The sequence below is a fragment of the Nanchangia anserum genome, from assembly GCF_015240065.1.
Lineage (GTDB): Bacteria > Actinomycetota > Actinomycetes > Actinomycetales > Actinomycetaceae > Nanchangia > Nanchangia anserum.
This window is the reverse complement of sequence record NZ_CP060506.1, coordinates 1711653-1732113: the sequence shown is the minus strand read 5'-3', so window position 1 is coordinate 1732113 and position 20461 is coordinate 1711653. Positions and strand designations below refer to the sequence as shown.

Here is a 20461-nt window from a genome sequence, read left to right as displayed (position 1 = left end):
CGTCAGGTGAGCTGTCCGGCGAGCGCCGAGGAGATCAGTTGTTCCCGAGCGGTACGCAGCTGCTCGATCGCGGCGGATGCTTTCACCTCGCTGTCACGAGCGGTCTCTGTATAGGAAGTGATCTTCTCGACGATTTTCTTCTGCTCGTTGAGAGGGGGCAGTGGAACTGGCAGCGAAGATAAGCGCGATACGGAGATGCCTTTAACTGTTGTTCCAGATGATGCGGCGCGGATGGCATCCCTATGGCCATTGAAAAAGTGCAACAGAAACTCGGTCGTAAAATGGAGCGATCTGATGATCTTGAGATCCTGGTTGATTGCGATTGCCGTCCGAGCTACGCTGGCTCTTCCAGGGTCGATTCGCGTGGCTAACAGCAAGTCACCCGGGGTGCAGATGTTTGCGCTACTGTTCTGAAGTCCCTGGTTGGAAATATGGTCTTTCGTTTCAGAAATAGACGTATCTGTAAGGTCCTTGACGCTTGCCCAGGGGATAGTCCCGTTCCAATAATCGGGGACAGATTTTGATGGTGTTCCTCCGCCGGTAAAAGTTGTGGAGGCGCCTAGCCGTACCCAGGTCCAGGTCTCCGGGATTGGGTAGGGCTGCTCGTCTGCGGGGATGGCGGCTGGCTGGTCGTCGCTGCGCCGCGCGTCTGTCCGTTTGGTGCGGGTTGCGCGCCACTCCTTGGTGAGATGCCCCCGCATCGCGTAATCGATGATGTGGTGACGGCGGGTCTCGGAGTCTCTGAGAAACTTTTCTAGGCGGGCGACGGCTTCGTCGATCTGCTCGAGGCGCTCTGTCACCTGTGCGACGATCCGCTCTTGCTCATCGAGCGGCGGTAGCGGAATCGGGTATTTTGCGACGTTCTTCGGGCGGGCGCGCGTGAGTGAGCCGCCGACTCCCGAAGTTTCTGAGCATAGCAGCTGCCTGAAAATAGGACTCGAAAAGTAGAGCTCGTAGTATGTTGAGGCTCCGTAGCTTGGCCGGAAAACGATCCACTCAGATGACGCGATCGTGGCATTGTGTGGACTGGTCACCACCCAGACCCTGTTAATCCGAGGGTTGATCTTGCACAAAAGCACATCGCCGGGACGTACTCGCTGCTTTGATGAGCCGATTTCTTTCCCGCGCGTGATCTCTGGTTCTCTCACCGCGAAAGAGGGAACGCTGTAAAGAGTGAAACTCGTGTCTGGAAAGTTGAGAGGTGAAATTGATGCCGAAGTGAAGGTATTCAGATTGGCAAACCGTACCCAGCGCCAGTGCGCCGGGATCGGGTAGGGCTGTTCGGCCGCGGGGACCAGCGCCTCATCGGGGATGTTGTCGAAATCCTTAATGAGCGGCAGTGACTTCTTGCGCGGCATCATTTGGTCCCGTCTGTCGATAGCTCGGCCTCGAGGCCCCGCAGCAGACCGAGCGCATCTTCGAGGAGGCCCGCCGCCTCGCGAACCTGCTCGGCGGGGTCGTAGGTGGACCAGTCGACCTGTTCGGTCTGAGTCTGGACGAGCCCGAGGTCGAGGCTGTCGTCGGTGGCTGCGATGTCGTCTCGGCTGAGGTAGCTCCACCGCTCATCCTCGACAGCCCCACGATCCTCTGCCGTGTAGGCGGCCTCGAAGCCGGCGAAATGCTCGACCGTCAGCGGCGTGCGCTTGCCGAACGACGGCATGTCGGTGCGCAGGTCGTAGAACCATACGCCCTCGGTGTTGCCCCGATCGCTCGGCCCGCGCTCGAAGAACAGCACGTTCGTCTTCACGCCCTGGGCATAGAAGATGCCCGTCGGTAGGCGCAGGATCGTGTGCAGGTTGCACTTGTCCATGAGGTCGGTGCGAATCCGCCGCCCGTCCCCGTCGGCGAACAGGACGTTATCCGGCAGGACGACAGCCGCCCGCCCGCCAGGCTTGAGGCTGCGGTAGATGTGTTGCAGGAAATTCAGCTGCTTATTCGACGTCGGGAACGTGAAATCGTCGCGCGTCGCCCGCTCGCCGCCGCGCTTCGTGCCGAACGGCGGATTCGTCAGCACGACGTCGTACCCGGTGAGGCTCTTGCCCAGGGGTGACAGCGTGTCGCCCAGGAAAATCGGTGACTCGATGCCGTGCAACATGGCGTTCATAAGCGCGAGCCGGTGCGTGTCGTGCACCAGCTCGACCCCGGTGAAGGCCCGCCTCACCTGGAACGCCGCCTGGTCGCTGTTGAGGTCGAACAGGTCGTCGGTGGCGCGGCGAACGTGCTCGCTCGCGGCAATCATGAAGCCGAACGTTCCGCAGGCCGGGTCGTTGCACAGCTCCCCGGGTTGGGGATCGACCAGGCGCACCATGACGTCGATGAGGACCCGCGGCGTGAAGTACTGCCCCGCGCCGGATTTCTTTTCGTTCGCGTTCTTTTCGAGCAGGCCCTCGTAGAGGTTGCCCAGGCCCTCCTCGCGGGCCGAATACCAGTCGAGGGCGTCGATCGAGGCGATGATCTTCTGGAGGTTCTTCGGCTCGTCGATGTTCGTCGATGCGCCCGCGTAGATCTCCTGCACGCGCCCGGTTGTCTCCTCGCCGAGGAACTGCAACAGGTCGCGATAAAACCGCTTGAGCTCAATGCCGGATTTCGTGCGCAGGTCGTCCCAGCGATAGCCGGCGGGAATCGCGCTTTCCGCAGCCGTCTCCTTCGCCATCTTCAAAAACAGGATGTACGTCAGCTCGGTGACGTACTGGTGGTAGGTGATCCCGTCATCGCGCAGCACGTTGGACAGATTCCACAGCTTGGCGACGATCTCGCGATTGTTCACGCGGTCCTCTCCTCGTACATGTAGTCATTGAGCTCGGCGATGATTCCGGCGAGGTTGCCGTCGAAATTCTTGTTGGCGTAGTCGAGTTGAGATTTGTTAAAACGCACGTCTGAAGAAAGCATCTCGGTCGAGATGAGTAGCTCATTCTCCAAGTAGTCTTCGAAGCGATCGATCCACCCCCGCTGTACCTGCGAGAAATTGTGGCGCTGCTTGAGCTTCTCGATGGCACGGGCAACCCGCTCGTGGTGACTGAGCAGGGGCGAGCCGATCGCGTAGTGGCGAATCAGCGAAATGATGTCCGCCGTGATCTCGGTATTCGACTGCTGTGACAGCGCGGACGAGAGTTTCTGTTCGGTGAATCCCTCACGATCAAGCTCGCGCCGCAGGGCTTTCAGCCCCTCCCGCGTCAGATCCGAGGGGCGCGTGCACACGATAGTCAGGGCCGCGATCCGATTCGCATTGTTCTTAATGAACCTGCCGAATTCTTCGAGGTAGTCCTCGGGGCGCTGGGCATTCCCAAAATCGCGCGTATGAGAGACGAGCTCGTCCTCGGCATCCGAAATGACGAGGCGACGCGGTTCGCCTACCGGCGTGCTATCGAGATAGTCGAACAGCTCCGCGTGTGCGCGTACCCACGCCGCGGCCTCGCGGGGGGGGTAGCCTTAAGCGTCGTAATGACGTCGGCGATCGTGCACCCGTCAGCCAGGTCGCGAGCATGTTCGGCGGCGGCAGGCGTGAGGGTCACGCGGCGACGCTGCAACTTCGCGATGACCCTGTCGATGATCGGGGCAAGGCGGGCCTCGTCGTCACCGGCCACGTCGATGCCTTCGATGAGGTCGGCGAAACGCGTCTTCGGATCCACCGCCACGGGCTTCATCGTTGACACCTGCTGCATGGCGTCGTAGACGCCGACGGGGTCGTAGACCTCGAAATGGTCTTTCTCGATGTCGGGGCACAGGCGAGTGGCGCGACCGAGCATCTGCTCGAACAGGATGCGCGACTTCACGCGCCGCATGAACACCAGCGACGTGATGGCGGGGACGTCGATGCCCGTCGTCAACAGATCGACGGTGACGGCCACCGACGGGTAGCGCTCGTTCTTGAACCGCTTGATGGCCTCGTCGATAGTCTTCTTGTTGCCGCCCGCGATCGATCCCGTGATCTTTGCGATCGCCTCGGGTTCGATGCCCTGGCTGGCGTAGATGTCCTTCAGGATGGCGACGATGAGGTCCGCGTGGGCGTCGTCGACAGCATAAATCAGGGTCTTTCCCAGCTTCTCGGGCATGCTCGGGTCGAGGTCGCGCGAGATCTCTTCCAGCACCGTGCGGTTGAAGGACTCGGTGATGACCGAGCGATTGAAGTCCTCCACCTCGAACGTCACGTCGTCGGCGAGTTCCGAACTGTTGATGATCTCGTCCGTCGCCGTGTCGTAGATGGGCACGACGTCGCCCTCGGCAAAATGGATGCCCTCGGTCGACAGCTTGGTGGACAATCGGTGCGGTGCGTCGTGGTCGACGAGGTACCCGTCGATGACGGCCTCGCGATAGGTGTAGGTGAAGACGGGCTGCCCGAAGATCTCGGTCGTATGCAGGGCCGGCGTCGCCGTGAGGGCGATCGTTGTGGCATCGAAGTACTCGATGACGGCGCGGTAGGCCGATTGATAGTCGCGTTGATCCCGATAGAGCGATTCGGTGTCGCTCATCTCCCGATCCAGCAGGTAGCCGCGGTGAGCCTCGTCGACAATGACGAGGTCGTAATCGGTGACCGCCGGCTTGCTCACCTGGTCGCCGTCGCCGGCGTCGGGATAAAACAGGCGCTTGACCATCCCCTGCACCGTCGAGACGTGCACGCGGGTCTCGGGGTCAATATCGGCCACGTCCAGCCCCGAGATCGAGTAGATCTCGGGCAGCGTCAACAGGTCCTCCAGGCGCACGTCGCGGAACGCGTCGAGGGCCTGCGTGCCCAGCGCGGTGCGGTCGACGAGGAACAGGATCCGGCGGAAACGGTTGGTTTTGAGGAATCGGTACATCATCCCCAACACGGTGCGCGTCTTGCCGGTGCCCGTGGCCATCGCTACGAGGGCGCGCGTCTCGCCGGCGACAACGGCGTCCTCGACGGCGTGAACGGCCGCGACCTGGTAGTCGCGCAGGTTCAAGCCGTTGCTGGACGTCAGCAGGTCGTCGTCGAGGTCGGTGAGCGCGCGCTGCGCCGCGTCCTCGTCGGCGTCGAGCATCGCCGCCAGCCCGTCTGGGCTCGGCCAGCCGGAGAGCGCCCGCGGCGTGTTCATCGGGTCGCGCACGTCGCGGAACCACACGCCCGACTGCGTTTGGTACTGCTTGATGTAGGGCCGGCCGTTGGTGGCGAACAGGAAGGGAACCGCGAAGTCGCCCCAGTGGCCGATGACGTGGGCCTCGTGTTCGGCGGCGATGTTCTTGCCGTAGTCGGCCGCCTGGTAGTCGAGGACGGACGGGATCGCCCGATGCTCGGCTTTCGCCTCGATGATCCCCACCAGCTTCAGCCCGATAAACAGCGCGTAGTCGGCGCGGCCACGATTACCCGTCGCGGAATCCGTCGGCCATTCCGCGATCGCCTGATTGCGCCCCTGAGCCGGCCGCGCGCCCGCGCTGTAGCGGATGCGCGCCGTATCGGCCTCCCAGCCGACCTGACGTAGCTGGTCGTCGATGAGCAGGCGGGTTTCGGCCTCGGTCTTGGGCCGCTGGTTGACCGCCGCCGTGGCGCGGCGCGCGCGCTCGGCCCGCGATACTTCCGGCGCGGCCTCCGCCTTCTTTTCGTCTGCCGCGACGAGCGAGCGATTGTCGCGCCCTAGCGCGGCGGCGAGGCGAGCCGCGATCTCGTCCTCGGTGGGAACGACGTATGAGGGCACCCGCACGTCTTGGTCGGCGTAGGTGGCCTCGAACCACCACGTCAACGAATGCACCAGCGATACGTAGTGTTTCGCATCGTCGGTCGTTCCCGCCCCGTTATGTGCGGCGTTGTTGCGCGCCTGGCGAATGAGGTGGAGGATGTTGACGATTTCGCGCGGCAGCACGCCCTGTTGCGCCAGCGTGTTGATCCGGCCGACGGCGCGATGATCTTGTGGCCGCGAGATGCGGTCGAAGCGGTAGATGAGCTCGACGAGGTTTTCGCACAGCATGCCGAGCTTGATGATCGCGGAATTCGGGTCGCTATAGAGATAGGACTCGGCCAGGGTGGCGAGGTTTTCCAGCGACGGAAAATCCTTCGCGAGGAAGTCGAAATTGCCCACTCGGAACACCTCCCCGTCTGTCGGTACGCACGTCGGTCGTGACGACTGCGTCAATAGCCTACCGACGATACCAAAAACCCCGAACCGAAGTTCGGGGTGTGGCGGTAGCGCTGGGATTCGAACCCAGGGTGGGTTGCCCCACACAGCATTTCGAGTGCTGCACCTTCGGCCGCTCGGACACGCTACCCGACTGCCCTAGCAGTACGTCTAGTTACTGTAGTGGCGCCCCTGTCGCGGACGCAAACCGCGTCCATGTAAGACGCCCCACAGCCTCACGCGTCAACGATGCCGTACAGGCGGTCGCCGGCGTCGCCCAGCCCGGGGACGATGTAGGCGTGCTCGTTCAGGCCCTCGTCCAGGGCGGCCGTGACGATCTGGACGTCGGCGCGTTCGCCGACCTTTTCCTTGACGGTGGCCAGGCCCTCGGGGGCCGTCACCAGGCACACGCACGTGACGTCGCGGGCCCCGCGCTCGAGGACGTAGTCGATGGCGGCGACGAGCGTGGAGCCGGTGGCCAGCATCGGGTCGACGAGGAACACCTGGCGGTCGGTGAGGTCGTCGGGCAGGCGGTTCGCGTACGTCTCGATGGCCAGGGTCTCGTCGTCACGCTTCATGCCCAAGAAGCCGACCTCGGCGGTGGGCAGTAGCCGCGTCATGCCCTCGAGCATGCCCAGCCCGGCGCGCAGAATCGGGATGACGATGGGGCGCGGCGCCGTCAGCTTCTTGCCGATGGTCGGCGAGACCGGGGTGTTGATCGCCTGCTTCTCGACGCGAATGTGGCGGGTGGCCTCGTAGGCCAGCAGCGTCACCAGTTCGTCAACGAGCAGCCGGAACGTTTGCGAGGGCGTATTGCGGTCACGCAGGACCGTGAGTTTGTGCTCCACCAGCGGGTGGTCGATGACAGTAAAACGCATACCCCAAACTTAGCGCCTCACTGATGCGGGTCGGCCCGATACGGTAGACCCCATGACCCCCGACGCGTGGCTGCCCCTCATGGACCGGGCGCTGGAGTGTGCCCGGACGGCGGCGCAAACGGACGACGTGCCCGTCGGCGCCCTGGTCGTCGCCAATGCCGACCTGGCGGGTGACCCGGCGCGGATCACCCCGCTGGGGATCGGGGTCAATCGGCGCGAGGACGCCGCGTGCCCCGATCCGACGGCGCACGCCGAGGTCCTCGCCATCCGCCAGGCCGCCCGCGCGCTCGGGCGGTGGCGGCTCCACGACACGACCCTCATTGTCACCTTAGAGCCCTGCCTCATGTGCGCCGGGACGATCCTCGCCGCCCGGATCCCGCGCATCGTGTTCGGGGCCTGGGATCCCAAGGCTGGCGCGTGCGGGTCGACGCGCGACGTCGTGCGCGACCCCCGGCTCAATCACACCGTCGAGGTCTTCGGGGGAGTTCGCGAGGACGCGGCGGCCCGGCTGTTGACCGACTTTTTCGCCCGCCACCGCCGCGGGTAACCGGGATCTCCGGTCAGCCGCTGGCGATAGCGGGCGAAAGGGAATCAGCGCGTGCGCGCGAGCCTAGAAGGCGGGCAGCACCGACTTGTCGGGCCACGTCTTCTCGATGTAGGCGCGCACCTCATCGGAGTGCAACAGTGCATCGAGCTTCTTGATGGCCTCGAGCTTGTCCGACTTCGCGTTCCACACGAGGACGTTGACCGACGGGTTGTTTTCCGTCGATTCCAGGGCGATCGCGTCCTTCGGCGACTTGCCGCCCGACTGGGCGAAGTTGCCGTTGATGACGGCGATGTCGACGTCATCGAGCGAACGAATCAGCTGCGGGCCTTCCACCTGCAAGAACACGAGGTTCTTCGGGTTGTACTCGCGCGAGGCGGCCACCTCGGCGACGTTGAGGTCGGCGTTCTCGGGCAGCTTCAACAGGCCCACGTGCGAGAGCAGGTTGAGGGCGCGCGCCTGGTTCGTCGGGTCGTTGATGATGCCGACGGTGGCTGCGTCCTTGACGTCCTTGATGTCGGTGAGCTTCGACGAGTAGATGCCCAGCGGCTCCAGGTGAATGCCCTCGCCGTGGTCGAAGTCGAATCCCTGCTTCTTCGACTGTTCCTCGAGGTAGGGAACGGTCTGGAAGAAGTTCGCGTCGATGTCGCCGGACTTCAGCGACGCGTTGGGCTGGACGTAGTCCTGGAACTCGACGATCTCGAGATTCAGGCCTTCCTTCTTGGCCAGGTTGTCCTTGACGTAGGTAAGGATCTTGCCGTGCGGGGTCGGCGACGCGCCCACCTTCAGGGTGACGGTGTCGCCGGAGGCGCCCTGCGACGACGAATCGGCCGAATCGGAGGAGCAGCCGGCCAGGGCCAGTGCGGACACGGAGACGACCGCGGCGGCGGCGAATAGACGGTTACGGATGGACATGGTGAACCTCACTTCACAGGGAACGGGTTGGGAGGGTTAGCGATGATCGACCAGGCGGCTGACGGTGTCGCCAATGATCTGGACGATTTCGACGATGATGATGATCCCGATGATCGTGACGATCATGACGTCGGGCATGAATTGTTGATAACCGAAGTTCATGGCCAGGGCACCCAGGCCGCCGGCGCCAAGCACGCCGGCCATCGCCGAGTAGCCGATGACCGAGATCATGAGGACCGCGACGGACTGGATGAGGGCCGGCAAGGCCTCGCGGACGAGGACGCCGAACATGATCTGGTTGCGCGTGGCCCCCATCATCTTTGCGGCCTCCACCTTGCCGGCATCGACCGAGAGGATGTTCGTCTCGACGAGGCGGGCGAAAAACGGGGTCGCCGCCACGGTCAGGGGAATGACCGTCGCCTGCCAGCCGATGGACGTGCCCGCGATGAACCGGGTCAGCGGCACGAGGGCGATCATGAGGATGACGAAGGGAATCGAGCGGCCGATGTTGACCAGCGTGCCCAGCACCTGATTGACGACGCGCTGGGGGAACAGCCCGCGCGGGGCGGTCCCGACCAGGAGAAGGCCGACGATCGTGCCGAAGACGACGGCGAGGAACGTCGAGGATACGGACATGGCGAGCGTCTCGAACGTGGCCGGCCAAAAATTGTGCGTCAGCGACGTGTTGTCGAGCCACATCGCGTCGTGTGCCGCGATCATGCGCGCACCTCCGTATCAATTCCTTGCGCCTGCAACGTGGCCAGGGCGTCGTCGAGGCGATCGCCGGGTACGGCCAGGGCGAGGCGGGCCACCTGGGTGGTGCCCACCGTCTCGAAGACCCCGGCCACGACGTCGGCCCCGAGCGAGGCGGCCAGACCCATGACGCGCGACCCCGTCGGCTCGCCCGGCTGGGACGTGAACGCGATGTCGACGAGGGCGGTGTTCGAGAAGCTGAGGGCGCTCGCCTCGTCCACCGCCGGCGGCGGAATGAGGTCGCGGGCCAGGCGCGAAGACGGCTGGCGCAGGATCTCCTCCAGCGTCCCCGTCTGGGTGATCGCGCCGCCCTCGAGCAGTGTCACGGAGTCGCAGATCTCGCGAACGACCGCCATCTCGTGGGTGATGATGACGACGGTCACCCCCAGGCGGTCGCGCACGTCGCGGATCAGGTGGAGCACCTGCGCGGTCGAGGCCGCATCGAGTGCCGACGTGGGCTCGTCGCACAGGAGCACCTTCGGGTTATCCGCGAGCGCGCGGGCAATCCCGACGCGCTGGCGCTGTCCGCCCGACAGTTGCGAGGGGTACGACGAGCCGCGATCGGCCAGGCCGACGAGTTCGAGCATTTCCTCGACCCGCTCGTGACGCTCGCCGCGCGCCACGCCTGCCAGGTAGAGCGGGTAGGCGATGTTGCCGGCGGCCGTGCGCGAATCCAGCAAGTTCGCCGACTGGAACACCATCCCGATCTGGCGCCGCGCCTTGCGCAGCTGCGATTCGGGGAGCTGCGCGAGGTCCTGCCCGTCGACGAGGATCTGGCCCGACGTGGGCTTTTCCAGCGCGGTCAGGCAGCGGATCAGTGTCGACTTGCCGGCGCCGGATTGGCCGACGATCCCGTGGATGGCGCCCGCGGGCACGTCCAGCGAGATGCCGTTGAGCGCGTGAACGCTCTCGGCTGAGGAGCGCGGATAGATCTTGTAGACGTCGCGCAGGGAAATGAGTGGTTTGACACCGGGTATAGGTGATGCCACGGTTACCTCCCATCGGTCCTGGCGTTAGCACCCGCGTTCCGGGTTGCTGCAACGTCGACGAGCCAGGTCTCTCGGTTGCTCTTGATGGATGTGTGCCTCAGTGTAACCAGGGCATCGCGTGGGTGTGCGAGGGGAGGCCACCAGGTGGACGCGTGAGCTGCGCCACTGCGTGTGGGGCTAGCCGACTCCGGGGCCGTTGACGTGGCGGTCGTAGAGGTTGAGGCTTGCCGAGACGATGATGAAGCACGCGATGCCGGCGAGTCCCCAGATGAAGGCGAAGGACCAGTCGGAGTGGGCGAGGGCGAAATAGAAGATCGCCGTGATGATGGCGTTACCAACCGCTGTGCCCACGCGTTCGGCCGTCTGCTTGACGCCGCCGGCGGTCCCGCCCATCTCGGGAGGTACGTCCATGAGGGTCGCGGTCTGGTTGCACGAACCCAGCCCGCCCTGGCCGATCCCGATGAGCATGGTCGGCAGGATCATCCACCAAAACGACAGGTCGGCGACCTCGGCCAGCCACGCGGTGATGGCCAACCCGGCGATGCCGGTGAGGATCGACACGTGGCATCCGAACAGGATTGTGCGGGCGTAGCGGAAGGCATAGCGGCCAACCACCATCGCCGAGACGCCCGAGATGAGGGCGTTGGGCAGGGTCAGCAGTCCCGATTGCAGGGGAGTCGCGCCCATGCCGTCTTGGACGTAGAGGGCGACGAGGACGAAGATCGACGTTCCGCCCAGGAAGTAGCTGCCCGACACGCTGGTGCCGTTGATGTAGGTCGAGTGGCTGAACAGGCTCATGTCGACCATCGGTTCGTGCCCGCGTGCCTTGTAGCCGCGCTCCCAGCGCACCCACGCGACGAGGAGGACGGCGGCGAGGATGAGGAGCAGGAACATGATCGGGTGGGTCGCGTTGATGAAGGGCACCATGATGCACACGACCGAGGCGACCAGCAGCAACATGCCGATGGGGTCGAGGTCGACGTGCAGGCTGGCGGGCGTACCCGGCACGGTGGGAACATCCGGCTTGCGCTGGGTCTTGGGCAGCTGGCCGGTGTTGATGCGGTGGCGGGTGAGGATCGCGACGAATTGGCGCTCGCGTCCCCACGGCAGCCAGAAGATCGCGGCGATGATCGCGAGGATCCCAATCGGCACGTTGGCGAGGAACGCCGTGCGCCAGCCGGCGTCGGGGCCGACGATGCTGATGATCCCGCCGCACAGCAGCGGGCCGATGGCGACGGCCACCGACACCGTCATGCCGAAGATGGCGAAGGCCTTGGCGCGTTCGGCGCCGCGGAAATACTGCTGAATGATGCCGGCCGACTGCGGGCCGATCATGCCCGCGCCGATGCCTTGCAGCAGCCGGAACGCGTTGAGGGCCAGCGGCGTCGTCGCCGTGCCGCACGCCAGGGATGCCAGGTTAAACAGGACGACCCCGGCGACGAGGAACATCGAGCGCCCCATGATGTCGCCCAGGCGCCCGGCGGGCACGAGCATCATGCCGAAGACGAGCGCGTAGCCCGACAGCACCCATTGCAGATCCGACGAGGATGCGCCCAGGCCGTGCTCGATTGAGGGCAGGGCGACGTTAATCATCGAGACGGCAATGAGCGACATGGCCAGCGGCAGCATGAGGGCGAGCATGATCTTCTTGCGGGAATACTCGCCATCGATTCCGGGCACACTGACGGGAGCGAAAGAATCGGGCATTGTTCTAGGCTACGCCGCGGCTAACGATTGTCCAGTTGGTGTGACATGGGACTAAATCGCCTGTCTGTGCGGAAAAACGGTGAGGGCGCGAACCGTCTGTCCGCGCCCTCACCGCGACAAAAAAAGGGGGGGGCTGTCAGTCCTCCAGCGGTGCCGCCAGCTGGCCAAAGATGTGGCTGACGTCGCCGAAGTAGCGCTCGTTGTGGGCCTCTTCCCACTCGCTCAGGCGCTGGGCCGAACGCTGGATCTCCTCCTCGGCGCCCTCGCGGCCCACCCAGTGGGCGCCCTCAACGGACTTGCCGGGCTCGAGGTCCTTGTACACCTCGAAGAAGTGCTGGACCTCAAGGCGGTGGAACTCCGAGACGTCTTCGATGTCGGTGCGCCACGACGCGCGCTGATCGGCCGCGGGGACGCAGATGACCTTATCGTCACCGCCGTGCTCGTCGCGCATGCGGAACATGCCGAGGGCGCGGCAGCGGATGACGCAACCGGGGAACGTCGATTCCTCCAGCAGCACCAGCGCGTCCAGGGGGTCGCCGTCCTCGCCCAGCGTGCCGTTGATAAACCCGTAATCGTCGGGGTAGCGAGTCGAGGTGAACAGCATCCGGTCGAGCCGAATGCGGCCCGTGCGGTGGTCAATCTCGTACTTATTGCGATTGCCTTTGGGAATCTCGATCGTGACGTCGAACTCCACGGTTTCCCCCTTTTGGCTCGATGAAGTAGTGAACCCAGCGTAGATGGTTAGACTCCTAGTGTTACAGACCCCGACACGTTGCGTGGCGCGGTCGAGTCCACAACAAGGAGGAGCCGCCCCGTGCGGTCGCGTATTTTCTGGCCGATCATGTCGACGCTCGTGTGCGCGTCGCTGGGCGCGGGCTACCTCACCCTCGACGCGTTTGACATCGTCCCCGGCGTCCTCACGATGCAGCCGGGCCTCAGCGACGTCGACCGGCTCGTCCGCCCGGCGACGACGAGCGAACAGGCGGCGAAACTGCCGGCCACGCGCACCCCCGGGCACGTCGACCCGGCGGCCGTGCAGGCCCAGGTCGACCACATGGTCGCCGAACTGGCCAAGCCCGTTCCGACGCCAGAGGGGCAGCAGCCGGCCGAGGGCGAGCAGCCCCCGCCGATCGCCACCCATATCTCCGTCGACATCATCTCGGCCGAGACCGGGACGACGGTGGCTTCCCACGAACCGACGACGGCCTACACGCCTGCGTCCTCGACGAAGGTGCCCACGGCCCTGGCGGCGCTCACCGTGTTGGGTCCCGACCACACGTTTTCGACGACGGCGCTGCTGAGCGGATCCACCGTGACCCTGCGTGGGGGCGGCGACCAGTTGCTGGGTGCCGGCGAGTCGGACCCGGCGCTCGTGCGCGGGCACGCCGGCCTCGCGACGCTGGCGCGCCAGAGCGCGCAAAAGCTCAAAGACCGCAAGATCACGACGGTTTCCGTCGCCCTCGACGACACTCTGTGGGGAGCGCAGGACCCGCATCCCGATTGGGTGAGCGCGCAGACGACGGCATTTGCCGGCAAGATCGCGCCCCTGGCGATCAACACGGGGCTGGCCAACCCCGACCTCACGTATGGCTACGTTGACGACCCGGCGATGGCCGCCACCCAGCGATTCGTCGAGGCGCTTACCGCCAACGGCATCACCGTCACCGGCGTGAGCCGCGCCGCCACCCCGGAAGGCGCGACGACTCTGGCCAGCGTCACGTCTGCGCCTCTGGCCGAGATCGTGCGCGAGACCCTCAAGGATTCCGACAACGTCCTCGCCGAGGGGCTGTGCCGCGCGAGCGCCCTGGCCACGCACCACGAACCCACCTACGACGGCGGCGTCGCCACCGTGCGCGAGACCCTGGCGGGAATTGGCGTCGACACTGAGGGGTATCAGGCCCACGACTGCTCGGGCTTGAGCGAAAACGGCAAGATCTCGGCCTCCGTCCTCGCCCACTCGCTCGCCGTCGCCCGCGACGCCAAGCAGCCGCGCGCCCGCTCGCTGGGATCCGCCCTGCCCGTCGCCGCCCTTGACGGCACCCTGCACGACCGCTGGATGAACACGGACGCCGCGGGCATCGTGCGCGCCAAGACCGGATCGCTGGGCAACGCCCGCTCGCTGACGGGATTCGTGCCCACGGCGTCGGGGGAGGTTCTCATCTACTCCGTCGTCATCGCCGACTACGCCGACGGCCAGGGCGGTCACGTTCTCGACGAACTCGACCGCATGGTGAGTGGTGTCGCCGCACTCTAGGCGCGCCAGCGACCTCGTCGGGGCCACTCCCACGGGTGCGCTGCGCGACGTCTCGCTCGCCCTGCGCCACCACCTCGAGGCCGCCTTCGCCGATCCGGTCACCCTCGTGCTCGCCGTCTCCGGCGGTGCTGACTCGATGGCGCTCGCCCTCGCCGCCATTGACGGTGCCCCGCGCCTGGGCCACCGTGTCGTCACCGTGACGATCGACCACGGGCTGCGCCCGGAATCGGGTGAGGAAGCCCGCCGCACCGCCGCCGCGCTGCGCGACCTCGGCGCGGATGAGGCGAGGATCGAGCGCGTCAGCGTCACCGGGCCCGGCGGACCCGAGGCCGCCGCCCGCGACGCCCGCTGGGACGCGCTCAACCGGCACGCCGATGAGCTGGGCGCCGCCGCGATCCTCACCGGTCACACCGCCGACGACCAGGCCGAAACCGTGCTCCTCGCCCTGGCGCGCGGTTCGGGAACCCGCGCGCTCGCGGGGATGGGCAGTGGCCTGGAGTCGCCCGGGCAGCGCGTGCATCGGCCCCTGCTCGGGCTGCGCAGAGCCACGTTGCGCGAGGCCCTGCGCCAGGTCGGTGTGACGTGGGCCGAGGATCCGACAAATCGCCCCGATGGGCCGTGGCGTGCCGCCGACGGCTCGCCGCTGCGCCGGGCTGCTGTGAGGGCTGAGGCGCTGCCGGCTCTTCGGCGTGCGCTCGGCGTCGATCCCGTGCCGGCGCTCGCGCGCACCGCCGCACTTGCCCGTCGCGACGCCGACGCCCTGGACGCGGCAGCTGCCGAGTGGCTGGCCGAGGTTGTCGTCCCCGCCGAGGACGGCGAGGAGGCGCGGGCGCGGTGTTCGCGGCTGGTCGAGGCCCCGGAGGCGGTGCGTGCCCGGGTGCTGCGCCAGCTGAGCATTCGCGCCGGTGCGCGCCCCGGTGACCTCGGCGTCGTCCACATCGCGGCGCTCGACGGGTTGGTGACCTGCTGGCGAGGGCAGGGGCCGATCGACCTGCCGGGAGGTGTGCTTGTCCGGCGCGTTTCGGGCAGTAGCGTCCTCGTCTGGTGGCGCAGCCAGAGCGTCCACTCCGTATGATGGGGGACGTGGAAGCGAATCAGCTGGGTGACGACCTCAAGACCGTCCTCATTAGTGAGCGCGAGATTTCCGACAAGCTCGACGAGATGGCTCGACAGATCGAGCGCGACTACGAGGGGCGCGAGCTGCTGCTGGTCGGCGTCCTCAAGGGCGCGGTCATGGTCATGGCCGACCTATCGCGCCACCTCAATCGTCACGTTGCGATGGACTGGATGGCCGTGTCCTCCTACGGGTCGGGCACGAAGTCGTCGGGCGTCGTGCGCATCCTCAAGGACCTCGACGCCGACGTGCAGGGCCGCGACGTCCTCATCGTCGAAGACATCATCGATTCGGGGCTGACCCTGTCGTGGCTGCTGGCGAACCTGCGTTCGCGCGGGGCACGTTCGGTCGAGATCGCGACGATGCTGCGCAAGCCCGATGCGGCGAAGGTCCACATCGACGTCAAGTACGTCGGTTTCGATATTCCTAACGAGTTCGTGGTGGGCTACGGCCTCGACTACGCCGAGCGCTACCGCAACTTGCCCTTTGTCGGGTTGTTGAACCCGCACGTGTACGAAAAGTAGCTCCCTCTTTTTCGATCCGCGAGGACCTATGGCGACGACAAAAAAGAAGACCCCCATGCGCTTCGCCCGGTGGCTCGTGCCGCTGGCGATCCTCTTGATCGCGATGTGGGTCATCAGCCAGCTGATGGCGCCGACGACGGTTGACACCTCGGAGGGCGTGAGCGTCCTCAAATCCGGCACGGTGAAGCGGGCCGTCGTCAACGACGGCACCCAGACGGTCGTGCTCGACCTGTCGAAGAAGTACACGCCGAAGTCTCGCGACGACCAGATGACGCTGGTCAAGCCCTCGCCGACCGATCGCGTGACGTTCACCTACACCCGCGCCCAGGCCGAGCAGGTGGCTCAGCTCGTCGAGAAGGCCGACCCGAAGAACGGCTACGACTCGGTGGTGCCGACGGGCGGCTGGTGGCAGTCGCTGCTCCAGATCGTCGTCATGGTGGGCCTGTTCATCGGCGCCATGTGGCTGGTGTCGTCGCGGATGTCGGCCGGGGGCATGTTTGGCCCCGGCGGGGGATTCGGCAAGTCCAAGGCCAAGTCGGCCGCGGCGGACCGCCCGCGCGTGACGTTCGCCGACGTCGCCGGTGCTGAGGAAGCCGTGGAGGAGCTGCGCGAAATCCACGAATTCCTGTCGGCCCCCCAGAAGTTCCGCGCCGTGGGGGCGCGCATCCCCAAGGGCGTGCTGCTCTACGGCCCGCCGGGAACGGGTAAGACGCTGCTGGCGAAGGCCGTGGCCGGCGAGGCCGGCGTGCCGTTCTATTCGATGTCGGGCTCGGAATTCGTCGAACTCTACGTCGGCGTTGGCGCCCAGCGCGTGCGCGACCTGTTCGAGCAGGCAAAGGAAAACTCTCCGGCCATCATCTTTGTCGACGAGATCGACGCCGTCGGTCGTCACCGTGGCGCCGGTATGGGTGGCGGCAACGACGAGCGCGAACAGACGCTCAATCAGCTGCTGGTCGAGATGGACGGCTTCGACGAATCCACGAACGTCATCCTCATCGCGGCCACGAACCGCCCCGACGTCCTCGACCCCGCCCTGTTGCGTCCGGGGCGTTTTGACCGCCAGGTCAACGTCGAGGCGCCCGACCTCAAGGGGCGCGCGGCGATCTTGCGGGTTCACGCCAGCGGCAAGCCGATGACAAAGGACGTCGACCTCGAGCAGATCGCCAAGCGCACGCCCGGGTTCACCGGTGCCGACTTGGCGAACGTCCTCAACGAGGCGGCGCTGCTGACGGCGCGCTCGAACGCCGACCTCATCGACACCGCGCGGTGGACGAGGCGATCGATCGCGTCATCGCCGGTCCGCAAAAGCGCACCCGGGTCATGAACGACCACGACAAGCTCGTCACCGCCTACCACGAGGGCGGCCACGCCCTGTGTGCGGCCGCGTTGCGCTACACCGACCCGGTCACGAAGATCACGATTCTGCCGCGGGCGCGCCCTTCGGGTACACGATGGTCATGCCCAGCGAGGACCGCTACAACAAGACGCGCAACCAGATTCTCGACGAACTCGTCTACGCCATGGGCGGGCGCGTCGCCGAAGAGATCGTCTTCCGCGACCCGTCGACGGGTGCCGCCAACGACATCGACAAGGCGACGGCCTCGGCGCGCAAGCTCGTCACCGACTACGGCATGTCGTCGAAGATCGGCACGGTCAAGTTTGGCAGCGAGGACACCTCGGCGATCGGCATGGGCGGGGGCCGTGGCCCACGCGACTACTCCGAGGACATCGCCGCGACGATCGACTCCGAGGTCCGCGCCCTGCTGGATGCGGCAAACCGCGAGGCGTGGGAGATCCTCACCCGCAACCGCGACGTCCTCGACACCCTCGCGCGCGAGCTCATGGAGAAGGAGACACTGCTTGAGGGCCAGCTCGACGAGCTGTGGGCGAACGTCGTCAAGCAGCCCGAGCGCGACGTGTGGTCGTACGGGTCGGCCGGGCCGTGCCCGGTGCCCGCCTCGGCAACCCGGTGGGGGAGTCCGACGAGGTCGTTCCCACCGCCCCGGTCCCGCCCGAGATCGAGTACCCGGAGTAGGCCGTGTACGACGCCGACGGCGTGAGACGGGCGGTGCGCGACCTGCTGGTCGCGGTGGGGGAGGACCCCGATCGCGACGGGCTGGCCGGCACCCCCGACCGGATGGCCCGGGCCTACCGCGAGATCTTGTCCGGGGCCGAGGCCGACCCGTCGCAGGCCCTGGCGACGACGTTCGACCTGGGGCACGACGAGATGGTGCTCGTGCGCGACATCCCGTTCTACTCGCTGTGCGAGCACCACATGCTGCCGTTTTTTGGCACCGCGGCCGTCGCCTACGTCCCCTCCGACGGGCGAGTGACGGGCCTGAGCAAGCTCGCCCGCGTCGTCGACGGCTACGCGCGCCGTCTCCAGGTGCAAGAGCGGCTGACGAGTCAGGTCGCCGACGCGGTGGACGAGCGCCTGGCCCCGCGCGGGGTTGCCGTCGTGTGCGAGGCGGAGCACCTGTGCATGACGATGCGCGGCATCCAGAAACCGGGCTCGCGCACGATCACCTCGGCGCTGCGCGGCCTCATGCGCTCCGACGAGCGCACCCGCGGGGAGGTCATGAGCCTTATCCTCGGGGCTAGGCAGTAGCTCTCGCCTGGGTTTTGCCACGCGAGCGCGTCGATGTCACGGGGAGGATAGACCCGATACGGGTAGACTCAAACCGTGAGTGACGTCGACTTCCCCGAACCGACCGCAGGGCGCCTCCCGGCTCCGATCCGCGGTGGCGAGCGGTGCCTCGTCATGGGAATTCTCAACGTCACCCCCGATTCATTTTCCGACGGCGGGGCCTACGCCGATCCGGGTGCGGCCTGCGCCCACGCCGAGCAGATGCGCGCGAGCGGCGCCGACATCATTGACATCGGTGGCCAGTCCACGCGCCCGGGTGCGCCGGACGTCGACGAGGCCGAGGAATGGCGCCGGGTTGGTCCCGTTCTCACCCGGCTCGTCCGTGACGGGCACGCCGTTTCGGTCGACACGCTTCACGCCGGTGTGGCGCGCCGGGCCATTGATGCCGGCGCTCTCCTCATCAACGACGTCTCCGGCGGCACGGCCGACCCCCAGATGGGGACGGTCATTGCGGCGTCCTCGGTGGGCTACGTTGCCCAGCATTGGCGGGGCACCCCGGCGACGATGGACGCTCACTGCGATTACCCCGATGGCGTCGTCACCGGCGTGCTGTGCGAACTCGCACACCGCCTGCGCGACCTGGCCGAGGCCGGCGTCGACCTCGGTCGCGTCATCATCGACCCGGGGCTGGGATTCGCGAAGACCACGGAGCAGTCGTGGCACCTGGCGGCCGCGACCGCGCGGCTGCGCGACACGGGTTTCCCCGTCCTCATCGGTGCCAGCAGAAAACGATTCCTCGCCGCGTGTGGCGGCGAGGAGGCCCAGCAGCGCGATCCGGCAACGGCCGCGGTCAGCGCCCTCGTCGCGGCGGCGGGAGCCTGGGCGGTACGCGTCCACGACGTTGCGCCAAGCGTCCAGGCCGTCCGGGTCGGGCGCATGTGGAAGGAGCACGCATGAACGGGATCTCTCATCGCGCCCTGATGGGGCTGGACTGCATCCAGCTGGCCGGCATCACGGGACAGGGACGCCACGGCGTCTACCCCGCCGAGCGCGAGGCCGCGCACACGTTCATCGCTGACATCGACATGTACTGCGACCTGCGCGCGGCCCGTGAATCGGACCGCGTCGACGACACCGCCGATTACTCGGTCATCGCCGAGGCCGTGCGTGACGTCCTCGAGGGAGACCCCCACAACCTCATCGAATCGCTGGCCGACGTGATCGCCCAGCGCGTCCTCGACTTCCCGCAGGTGCGCGCCGTGCGCGTGCGCGTGCACAAGCCCGAGGCCCCGCTCGACCCGCCGCTCGGCGACGTCGCCGTGACCGTGTGGGCCGGACTCGACGACCTCCCAGAACCCGCGGAGCCCGCGACGGACCCGCGAGAAGACGAGGAGCCGCGCGACTGGATGGAACACGGCGCCGCCAGCCGCGATAGCGCGGACTTCCCCGGCCTCGACCGCGCGCCCGACAAGCCGCGTTCGGTCGTGCTGTCGCTTGGGGCCAACCTCGGCGAGCGCGAGCAGACGCTGCGCGAGGTCGTTGGCGAACTCGACCACTGGGACGGCATCGGGGTCACCGAGGTGTCCCCGCTCGTGCGCACGGCAGCGGTCCTGCGGCCCGACCAGCCCTCTCAGCCCGATTACGCCAACGTCATCGTCCTCGTCCAGACCATGCTGTCCCCGCGCGAGCTGCTGGCTGCGGCGCACACGCTGGAGGACCGCCACGGCCGCACCCGCGACGAAGAATGGGGGCCGCGCACCCTCGACATCGACATCATCTCCTACGAGGGCGTGCGCTCCGAGGACCCGAGCCTGACCCTGCCGCACCCGCGCGCGGGCCAGCGCGCCTTTGTCCTGGCGCCGTGGTACTTCATTCGCCCCGAGGCACACCTGGCTGGAGTCGGCCCGATCGCCGAGCTGGTCGAGGAGGCCCCCGATCGCGCGGGCATACGCTCGATCGACCCGAACTGGCTGGTGCGCAAGGTCGCGCTCGCCGACCTCGAACCGCTGCCACTGCCCAAGTGGGAGGCCGTGCGTGACGACCAGCCGGCACGCATCCTCGACGATCCCGAATCCGTCGTCCTCGCCGAGGGGCCGGTCGACCCGCTACTGAGCCTCGAGCGGCCCAC

17 protein-coding genes, 1 tRNA gene, 2 pseudogenes and 1 riboswitch are annotated in these 20461 nt (G+C 66.6%); of the genes and pseudogenes, 9 read left to right on the top strand and 11 right to left on the bottom strand.

The genetic code is table 11. The features are described from left to right. Positions 1-2: 2 nt before the first annotated feature. The 6 genes from H8R18_RS08075 to upp form a co-directional block, all read right to left on the bottom strand. Positions 3-1361 (bottom strand): restriction endonuclease subunit S, encoded by a 1359-nt coding sequence (locus H8R18_RS08075; RefSeq protein WP_191071522.1) that lies wholly within the window; start codon positions 1359-1361, stop codon positions 3-5. Beyond that, positions 1358-2767: a class I SAM-dependent DNA methyltransferase gene (locus tag H8R18_RS08070; RefSeq protein ID WP_191071521.1), complete on the bottom strand. Its 1410-nt coding sequence runs from the start codon at positions 2765-2767 to the stop codon at positions 1358-1360. The genes H8R18_RS08075 and H8R18_RS08070 overlap by 4 nt, the downstream gene beginning before the upstream one ends. After that, entirely contained in the window at positions 2764-3207 is a 444-nt protein-coding gene (locus tag H8R18_RS09360) for a type I restriction-modification enzyme R subunit C-terminal domain-containing protein (protein WP_263406236.1), read from the bottom strand. The genes H8R18_RS08070 and H8R18_RS09360 overlap by 4 nt, the downstream gene beginning before the upstream one ends. A 143-nt stretch (positions 3208-3350) precedes the next feature. Continuing rightward, on the bottom strand, positions 3351-6032 hold the full coding sequence (gene hsdR, locus H8R18_RS08065) for a type I restriction-modification system endonuclease (protein WP_227712798.1): 2682 nt from the start codon (positions 6030-6032) through the stop codon (positions 3351-3353). A 99-nt stretch (positions 6033-6131) separates the two neighbouring features. After that, positions 6132-6219 (bottom strand) — tRNA-Ser (locus tag H8R18_RS08060). Positions 6220-6304: 85 nt separating this feature from the next. Then, complete coding sequence (gene upp / locus H8R18_RS08055) at positions 6305-6946, bottom strand: uracil phosphoribosyltransferase (RefSeq protein ID WP_191071520.1); 642 nt, start codon at positions 6944-6946, stop codon at positions 6305-6307. 52 nt (positions 6947-6998) lie between these two features. On the opposite strand from upp, the gene H8R18_RS08050 reads away from it, so the two are divergent. Then, a complete protein-coding gene (locus H8R18_RS08050) occupies positions 6999-7493 on the top strand; it encodes a nucleoside deaminase (RefSeq protein WP_223875115.1) in 495 nt (164 codons plus the stop codon). A gap of 63 nt (positions 7494-7556) precedes the next feature. Here H8R18_RS08050 and H8R18_RS08045 read toward each other — a convergent pair whose 3' ends face one another. From H8R18_RS08045 to H8R18_RS08025, 5 genes are all read right to left on the bottom strand, one after another. Continuing rightward, complete coding sequence (locus H8R18_RS08045; RefSeq protein WP_191071519.1) at positions 7557-8405, bottom strand: MetQ/NlpA family ABC transporter substrate-binding protein; 849 nt, start codon at positions 8403-8405, stop codon at positions 7557-7559. Between the two features lie 36 nt (positions 8406-8441). Then, positions 8442-9125 (bottom strand): methionine ABC transporter permease, encoded by a 684-nt coding sequence (locus H8R18_RS08040; protein WP_191071518.1) that lies wholly within the window; start codon positions 9123-9125, stop codon positions 8442-8444. Then, complete coding sequence (locus tag H8R18_RS08035; protein WP_420826896.1) at positions 9122-10147, bottom strand: methionine ABC transporter ATP-binding protein; 1026 nt, start codon at positions 10145-10147, stop codon at positions 9122-9124. The genes H8R18_RS08040 and H8R18_RS08035 overlap by 4 nt, the downstream gene beginning before the upstream one ends. A gap of 6 nt (positions 10148-10153) precedes the next feature. Beyond that, positions 10154-10238, bottom strand: a riboswitch (SAM riboswitch). A gap of 86 nt (positions 10239-10324) precedes the next feature. Next, positions 10325-11854 (bottom strand): MFS transporter, encoded by a 1530-nt coding sequence (locus H8R18_RS08030; protein WP_191071517.1) that lies wholly within the window; start codon positions 11852-11854, stop codon positions 10325-10327. A 136-nt stretch (positions 11855-11990) separates the two neighbouring features. Next, positions 11991-12548 carry an inorganic diphosphatase gene (locus H8R18_RS08025; protein ID WP_420826895.1) on the bottom strand — a complete coding sequence of 186 codons (558 nt, stop codon included), beginning with the start codon at positions 12546-12548 and terminating at the stop codon, positions 11991-11993. 120 nt (positions 12549-12668) lie between these two features. Between H8R18_RS08025 and dacB the strand changes: the two genes are divergently transcribed. The 8 genes and pseudogenes from dacB to folK all read left to right on the top strand — a co-directional run. Further along, entirely contained in the window at positions 12669-14108 is a 1440-nt protein-coding gene (dacB, locus tag H8R18_RS08020) for a D-alanyl-D-alanine carboxypeptidase/D-alanyl-D-alanine endopeptidase (RefSeq protein ID WP_191071516.1), read from the top strand. Next, the gene (gene tilS / locus H8R18_RS08015) at positions 14092-15183 is read left to right on the top strand and encodes a tRNA lysidine(34) synthetase TilS (protein WP_191071515.1); all 1092 of its coding nucleotides are present in this window, start codon (positions 14092-14094) and stop codon (positions 15181-15183) included. The genes dacB and tilS overlap by 17 nt, the downstream gene beginning before the upstream one ends. Before the next feature lie 8 nt (positions 15184-15191). Next, positions 15192-15746 (top strand): hypoxanthine phosphoribosyltransferase, encoded by a 555-nt coding sequence (hpt, locus tag H8R18_RS08010; protein WP_191071514.1) that lies wholly within the window; start codon positions 15192-15194, stop codon positions 15744-15746. A 28-nt stretch (positions 15747-15774) separates the two neighbouring features. Beyond that, positions 15775-17070, top strand: a complete 1296-nt coding sequence (locus H8R18_RS10035; protein WP_420846888.1) for an ATP-dependent metallopeptidase FtsH/Yme1/Tma family protein — start codon at positions 15775-15777, stop codon at positions 17068-17070. After that, positions 17067-17806 (top strand): annotated as a pseudogene (locus tag H8R18_RS10030) (hypothetical protein). The gene H8R18_RS10035 and the pseudogene H8R18_RS10030 overlap by 4 nt, the downstream one beginning before the upstream one ends. Then, entirely contained in the window at positions 17785-18354 is a 570-nt protein-coding gene (gene folE / locus H8R18_RS08000) for a GTP cyclohydrolase I FolE (RefSeq protein WP_191071512.1), read from the top strand. The pseudogene H8R18_RS10030 and the gene folE overlap by 22 nt, the downstream one beginning before the upstream one ends. A gap of 75 nt (positions 18355-18429) precedes the next feature. After that, positions 18430-19290 (top strand): dihydropteroate synthase, encoded by an 861-nt coding sequence (gene folP / locus H8R18_RS07995; protein WP_227712797.1) that lies wholly within the window; start codon positions 18430-18432, stop codon positions 19288-19290. Next, positions 19287-20201 (top strand): annotated as a pseudogene (folK, locus tag H8R18_RS10025) (2-amino-4-hydroxy-6-hydroxymethyldihydropteridine diphosphokinase); the annotation flags it as partial. The gene folP and the pseudogene folK, both read left to right, overlap by 4 nt. Positions 20202-20461: the final 260 nt, after the last annotated feature.

Bases quoted from the DNA above. Each gene is read 5' to 3' on its own strand.
- H8R18_RS08075 (WP_191071522.1), bottom strand. From the start codon at position 1,361: ATGATGCCGCGCAAGAAGTCACTGCCGCTCATTAAGGATTTCGACAAC.
- H8R18_RS08050 (WP_223875115.1), top strand. From the start codon at position 6,999: ATGACCCCCGACGCGTGGCTGCCCCTCATGGACCGGGCGCTGGAGTGT.
- H8R18_RS08030 (WP_191071517.1), bottom strand. From the start codon at position 11,854: ATGCCCGATTCTTTCGCTCCCGTCAGTGTGCCCGGAATCGATGGCGAG.
- H8R18_RS10035 (WP_420846888.1), top strand. From the start codon at position 15,775: ATGGCGACGACAAAAAAGAAGACCCCCATGCGCTTCGCCCGGTGGCTC.
- upp (WP_191071520.1), bottom strand. From the start codon at position 6,946: ATGCGTTTTACTGTCATCGACCACCCGCTGGTGGAGCACAAACTCACG.
- H8R18_RS08040 (WP_191071518.1), bottom strand. From the start codon at position 9,125: ATGATCGCGGCACACGACGCGATGTGGCTCGACAACACGTCGCTGACG.
- H8R18_RS08045 (WP_191071519.1), bottom strand. From the start codon at position 8,405: ATGTCCATCCGTAACCGTCTATTCGCCGCCGCCGCGGTCGTCTCCGTG.